Origin of the sequence: Hymenobacter sp. AT01-02, from assembly GCF_000961955.2 — a bacterium.
GTDB lineage: Bacteria > Bacteroidota > Bacteroidia > Cytophagales > Hymenobacteraceae > Hymenobacter > Hymenobacter mucosus.
On record NZ_JZIR02000168.1, the window covers coordinates 1 to 5,643 of the forward strand.

Annotated in this window: 7 protein-coding genes; all 7 read right to left on the reverse strand. The window is 56.4% G+C overall.

All coding sequences use genetic code 11. The features are described 5' to 3' along the window. Positions 1 to 190 precede the first annotated feature (190 nt). Complete coding sequence (locus VI25_RS21900; protein WP_045690282.1) at positions 191 to 1,618, reverse strand: HTTM domain-containing protein; 1,428 nt, start codon at positions 1,616 to 1,618, stop codon at positions 191 to 193. A gap of 372 nt (positions 1,619 to 1,990) precedes the next feature. After that, a complete protein-coding gene (locus tag VI25_RS21905) occupies positions 1,991 to 2,491 on the reverse strand; it encodes a DUF4269 domain-containing protein (RefSeq protein WP_262489996.1) in 501 nt (166 codons plus the stop codon). Between the two features lie 202 nt (positions 2,492 to 2,693). Continuing rightward, positions 2,694 to 3,065, reverse strand: coding sequence for a glycerophosphodiester phosphodiesterase family protein (locus tag VI25_RS28035; protein ID WP_262489997.1), 372 nt, complete (start codon positions 3,063 to 3,065; stop codon positions 2,694 to 2,696). Next, complete coding sequence (locus VI25_RS28040) at positions 3,044 to 3,589, reverse strand: glycerophosphodiester phosphodiesterase family protein (RefSeq protein ID WP_262489998.1); 546 nt, start codon at positions 3,587 to 3,589, stop codon at positions 3,044 to 3,046. Before VI25_RS28040 ends, VI25_RS28035 begins: the two co-directional genes overlap by 22 nt. 95 nt (positions 3,590 to 3,684) lie before the next feature. Next, positions 3,685 to 3,807 (reverse strand): hypothetical protein, encoded by a 123-nt coding sequence (locus tag VI25_RS28045; protein WP_262489999.1) that lies wholly within the window; start codon positions 3,805 to 3,807, stop codon positions 3,685 to 3,687. Then, positions 3,801 to 5,168 (reverse strand): calcineurin-like phosphoesterase C-terminal domain-containing protein, encoded by a 1,368-nt coding sequence (locus VI25_RS21920; RefSeq protein ID WP_201783377.1) that lies wholly within the window; start codon positions 5,166 to 5,168, stop codon positions 3,801 to 3,803. The genes VI25_RS28045 and VI25_RS21920 overlap by 7 nt, the downstream gene beginning before the upstream one ends. 56 nt (positions 5,169 to 5,224) lie before the next feature. Beyond that, complete coding sequence (locus tag VI25_RS28050) at positions 5,225 to 5,488, reverse strand: SusD/RagB family nutrient-binding outer membrane lipoprotein (protein ID WP_055562896.1); 264 nt, start codon at positions 5,486 to 5,488, stop codon at positions 5,225 to 5,227. Between the last annotated feature and the right edge of the window lie 155 nt (positions 5,489 to 5,643).

The following is a 5,643-nucleotide window of genomic DNA, read 5'->3' on the forward strand; positions in this document are numbered from 1 at the left end:
GGCTAGGCGCAACAAATCCAGACCCCAGACGCGGCGCATTCAACAGAGTTGAGCGCGCCGGGCGTCTGGGTGTCTCTTGGTCAGTGAGCGGGCGGCTACCCTAATGTGTGCACAGGCACGCTCCTTTGTTGACGGCCCGGAACCGCACAAACTTGTTTACCAGCCAGGGGTAAGGTTTCAGCAACTCCGGCTAGGTGCTAACCCCATTCACTACCCGCACCGTTTGCAACACCCCGTTCCGGGTGTACTGGGCGTAGAAGTCCTGTTTAGCGGTGCTGGTGATGCTGCGCAGCTTGAAGTAAGTAATTAGCTCCTGCTGGTCGGCAAAGGCCTGGAGCGCCGCTAGGTTCGTTGCTTTTATGTCAATCAGATCATTCTGCACATCCGTGAGGTAGGCCACTTTGCGGATCAGCACATGGTTGCTGACGCCGCCCTCCGTTCTCAAGTTGCTAAACATGGAAAAGCTTTTCTCCGTCTTTAGCCCAAGGTAGGGATTGAGGCCATTGAAGATCAGCGCCGTGGGTACCAGCCAAAAAGCCGCCGTTTGCACCCGCAATAGTGGCCCCATACGCTCATTGCCCGCGGTGAAGCCACGCATCATCAGCAAGTAGCCCGCTATCAGCAGGGCACCCCACACAAGACATACCAGCAGGCCTACGGCGTGGGTAGTCGCCCCAGCTGCTACTAAGCCGAGTATGCCTAAGATCAGCAGTGCCCGGCAGGCAAATGCCACCTTTTGGGTAGCCTTGCCAAACCAAGACGTAGCTAGCTGTTGCACCTTGCCGGGCAAGCTCATGGGCACAAACAGCAGATAGCTGGCAAACAGTAAGCCCGAAAAGCTAAATAGTCCTTGAGCGGGATGGATAGCCAGGAAATAATGGAACCCCATTCCCAGCAGGATACCCGCCAAACGGGTGCGCCGGAAGCAGAGCAACACGGGAATAGCCGTTTCAACCACGAGGGTACCAACGACGGCCCCCCACTGAGTAAAGGTATTGATGGGGATAAAGGGTAGGCGGTGGCCGTACCCCTTCAGCAACACCGTACTACAGCTGATGTCGATATTGAAATAGTCCCAGTTCAACTTATGCAGTACGGCGAAGAAATACAGCACCACCAAGCTAAGGCGGACAAAAGGCGCAAAGGCATTAAACAGCCCCACGCGCACTAGCGGCGTTTGCAACATCTCCCGCGTGCCGCCCGCCCGGAAGTGGCGGAACAGCGCCCAACCCAGCGCACTCAGAATTCCTAGGTTAACAATGAACTCGAAGAGAATGTGGTTAGGCTCTTGGGGCATCCAGGTCAGCGTATTGCACAAGCTCATGCTGACCATGACGAGAAACAAGCCCACGGAGCGCGGGTTGAGAATAACTAAGGAAGCAGCCACAATAAGGGCATAGCTGAACGGAAACTCACTGGTGAACCGCTCGGAGAACGATAGGCAGTGAAGCAGCGAGGCCATAGCCCACCCGAAACAGAACAGGCACAGCCGGTCAAACGACACGGGTGAGTCCGAATGATACGCTAGACTGGGCTGGCGTACTTGGCTTTCGGAAAGGAATAGGTCTTGCCGGTTCCGTAATGGTACAATAGGTTTGGGAGTAGGGATTGTTTGCATAGGAGCACGGAGTGATATTGACTTGATAAGGCGAATATATAAATTTAACCTAATTTTAATCCTATAGCATAAAAGAGTGTTTAAGTTAATAAATCATGTATTAGATCAAAATTATCAAACTATAGTTATAAAAACCGGTTTTTGAGCAGCTAAGGCGTTTTTGCTGCTCAGTGCGCCCCCAAATGATTTATTTGTGGCACGCATCTTTTTATTACAAAACAAGCTATAAATATTTCCACTCTTACTGCCTAGCTACGCTTGCTTACAGGCTCAGTGGGTAGCTGAACACTCATGGTAAATCGTGTACCAGGGCAAATTGCACCTTACCGGTATCGAGCATGAGGGCTCTGCGTAGTGCTTTTACTGCTGCGGCTAGTACCCGCGCGAAATAGGGTGGCGCGCAACGTAGGCTTGCAATTCCGCGGGCGTTTGGTTTTCCAAAGTCAGAAGTGCCTCATATGGGTTGCCAGATATATGTAGCAACGCCGCAAAGGCTGGCTCCGTTTTCATTCCTTGGTGCTTAAGGCGCCGGATTTCTTGCCGCCACGCTTCGCCGCCGGCTACCAATATGGCGTGCTCCACCACCATATGGCGGTACCCTGCCTGCTGGCAAGTAGGCTGCGCTTGCCCAAATACTTCCAATTCGGTGCCTTGGTAACTGAAGTTGACAACTACAGAATCGACGCCATTGACGATGTGCTGGCTGATGCGGAAACCGGGTAGCTGCCCGTACTGGGTGCTGAGCAGGTGGCGGAACCGCTCTTGAGTTGCCGGTGCTACTTCGCACAGCACATCCAAGTCGCTGGCAGACGTGTCAATCGCCAAAGGATGGTGCCCGCCAGCACGGGGTCGAAATCGGCTAGTAGCGGCCACATTGCCAAGGCCTGCAAAACAGCGTACGCGTGCTGCTGCCGGGCATTGCCGGCTTGCAGATATCGTAGGTCTTTCCAATCGATCATACCAGTGCAGCAAAGATAGATCAGCTACCTTGAGTGGCCTCAACTATACAGCGCGGTTCTAATCGTTAGGAATGGTTACTTAGCCCCCGGCCGCTTAGCTACTATTACGGTTTGAGCTACTTCCTACGGTTCAGTACCTCAGCAAACAAATCGGGGTAGTCCGTAATGATGCCATCCACACCAAGGCGAGTCAGGCGCTGTATGTCGGCGGCCGAGTTAACGGTCCAGGGGATTAGACGGAGGCCCTGTGCGTGGCTGGCTTGCACCAATTGGGGCGTGACTAGTTGATGCTGGGGGCTGTAGATGCTAGGCCGGAAGCTCAGTCGGCGCAAGTTGGCCTCTAGCCCATCGGTATTAGCTACTAGCAAGGCCGTGCGCCACGTAGGCTCGGCTTGGTGCACTAGCTCTAGGGTGCGCGGGTCAAACGACTGCACAATAACGCGGGGGCCAACACCTTTTTCGCGCACTACTGCCAGTAGCTTCGCCACAAATTCGGCCGGTACTGGGTGCAAGGTTCCGTCGCCGGCGGGGTAGTTTTGGTTTCGATATTGTAATGCGGCGCGGGTAGCTTTTTCCGACGCGCGTACGCCTCCACGGAGTCTATTACCTCTGCCAGCAGGGGCTTGTAGGCCAGCATTTTCTGCTGGCGCGGAAAGTGCGAATTGCCCTGGCTACCCACATCATAGCGACGGATGGTGGCATAGGGCAAGGCGTAGAGCCGGTGCTGGTCTTGCTCGGCCTTGGTAATGCGCTGGCCCGCGGGCGTCAGGGCATAATCGGGGTTCATGGTTGGGTCGTGGGAGAGCAGCACCTGCCCGTCTTGGCTAATGAGCACATCCATTTCCAGAGTAGTCACTCCTAGGTCAAGGGCGCGGCGCATGGCCGGAATCGTATTCTCGGGCATCAACCCCCGGCCACCACGGTGGCCTTGCCGGTCGAAGGAGGTAGGCGTTTGGGCCAGGGCCGCCGAGGTGGCAAGGCCGACTAAGAAAGTAGCAAGCAATTTTAGCACCGGACAGGAATGGGCTAGAACGCCCGTTAGATTGCAAGAAAACGAGGCTGCCAGCGCGGTTGTCCGCGCTGGCAGCTCTAGTAGCGTAACGTACGTTACGCCGTCAGAGTATCGGTGTATACTTGCCCGAACCGGTCCGTAACTTCAATGCGTACCTGCCGGGTCTGGGCCCCCACTTCGGCCACAAACAGGTGTTCGGTGGTGGTAGGCTCTACCATTTGTGCTTAGCGGGCAGTTGCGCTCCGGCATGCAGCTGCACCGAAAGCGGGTCGTGGCCGGTGTGCTGCTGCATGGGCGTCCGGCGCGCGTCATCTTCGATGCACACCACCTTCCAGCTAGGGTCCCAGTTCCACACGTTCACGAGCACCGCGTTGGGCCGGTCGGGCAGGACGCCCTTGGGATAAACGCGAAACTGGTGGTCCCGCGCCTTGCCAATGGACTTGTAGTACCACTTGATTTCTGGGCCGTTTACTTCGTACACGCCATAGCCCCCGGGGGTACCATCGGTGCAAATGGGACCCGTCCACCAGGCTCCGCACACAGTGCCGTGCACATGCTCAGTTACATTATCGGCGGTTTGCAGCACCTCGTTGAAGTGGGTATGACCCGAGAGAATGTGCACTTTGAAAGGCTGCAGCAGGCGGTACAACTCCTTGCGGTTGCTTACCACCCCGCCCATGGACTCTTCCTTTTGCTTGTCGCGCAGGTGCTGGCGGGTATAGGGCGGAATGTGCAAACTCACTACTACTGTGCTGCCGGGCTTCACGTGGGCCAGGTCCTGCTCCAGCCAGGCGAGTTGGAGCTCCGTAAGGTAACCGATGTACTTCTTGGCAGCCCCGATGAAAAACACGTCGTCCAGCACCACGTAGTGAATTTCGCCGCGGTTAAAGGAGTAGTAGGTGGGCCCGAACCGCTGGCGGAAGGTCGCCGAGGAGCCTTCGTCGGTGCGGGCCGTCAGGTCCATGTCGTGGTTGCCAATAACCTGAAAGAAAGGGATTCCCGTGGTAGCTACCCCTTGCTGGTAGTCATCAAACAGCTCGAAATGGTCCCAAACCAAGTCGCCGCACCCAATGCCGTGAAACAGCGTTTGGGGGCCATAGCTGGCAATGAGCTGCTGAGTATCGGGCACGGCCGTAGCTTTAAATTCTTCGGCGTCGGCCTTGGAAATCATTTGGGGGTCGGCCCACAGAATGAAGTTGTGCTTGGTATCGTCCTGGGGCAGCTTTACTAATTCAAAATCGGCCCGAAAGCGGCCCCTTGCCACCTCCTTGCGCCGGTAGAAGCGAGCTATTCCCTTCTCCTGCGGAAAGGCGTAGCCCCGTGGCACCGACACGTGCACAAATTCGGTGGTGGCGTTGCTGTCGATGGCGTAATTACCCTTGCTATCGGTGAGGGTCACAGTGAGACCATCCGTTACGGCCACACCCGCTAGGCCCTGCCCACCGGCGTGCACGCGCCCGGCCAGGCGCTGTACCGAAAGATTGGGGGCTGCTTGGCTGAAGCCCAGCGTGGGCTGTAGGGTAATACCAAGGCCCGTGAGCCCTAAAGATTTGAGAAAGGAACGTCGTTGCTGAAGCACAGGAAGGAAATTTCAGGGAATAGGTCAGCGCAAGGCAGGGCAATACCGGGGGTACCTTACCGCTCCCACCATACTTTCGTGTTCACGTCATCGGAGCCCATGCGCTCCACGGCGGCGCGGTAATTGGTGGTGTTGTTGGTTTGCACGATGAGCGGATACTTGAAACGCGTGGGCATGATGCCGCCGTTCTGCAAGTCCTGGCCGCGGGGCAGCACCGGTAAGCCCGTGCGGCGATACTCAAACCACTGCTGGTAATCGGTAAAAAACAGGGCGTAGTACTTCTGCAGCATAATACGCTCCAGGGTGCCGTTGTAGGCCACCGCGGTAATTCTGGAAATACGTGGCCGGTACTACTGCACCCCACTGCTCTATGGCAGCGCGCACGCCCCGCTCGTAGTGGGGGGCGAGCATCGGTGGCGATATAGCCCCGCTGAGCAGCCTCAGCCTTAATGAACTCTACTTCGGCGTAGGTCAT

Excerpts from the sequence above, each read along its gene's own strand:
- VI25_RS28045 (WP_262489999.1), bottom strand. The coding sequence starts at position 3,807 with ATGGTAGAGCCTACCACCACCGAACACCTGTTTGTGGCCGAAGTGGGG.
- VI25_RS21900 (WP_045690282.1), bottom strand. The coding sequence starts at position 1,618 with ATGCAAACAATCCCTACTCCCAAACCTATTGTACCATTACGGAACCGG.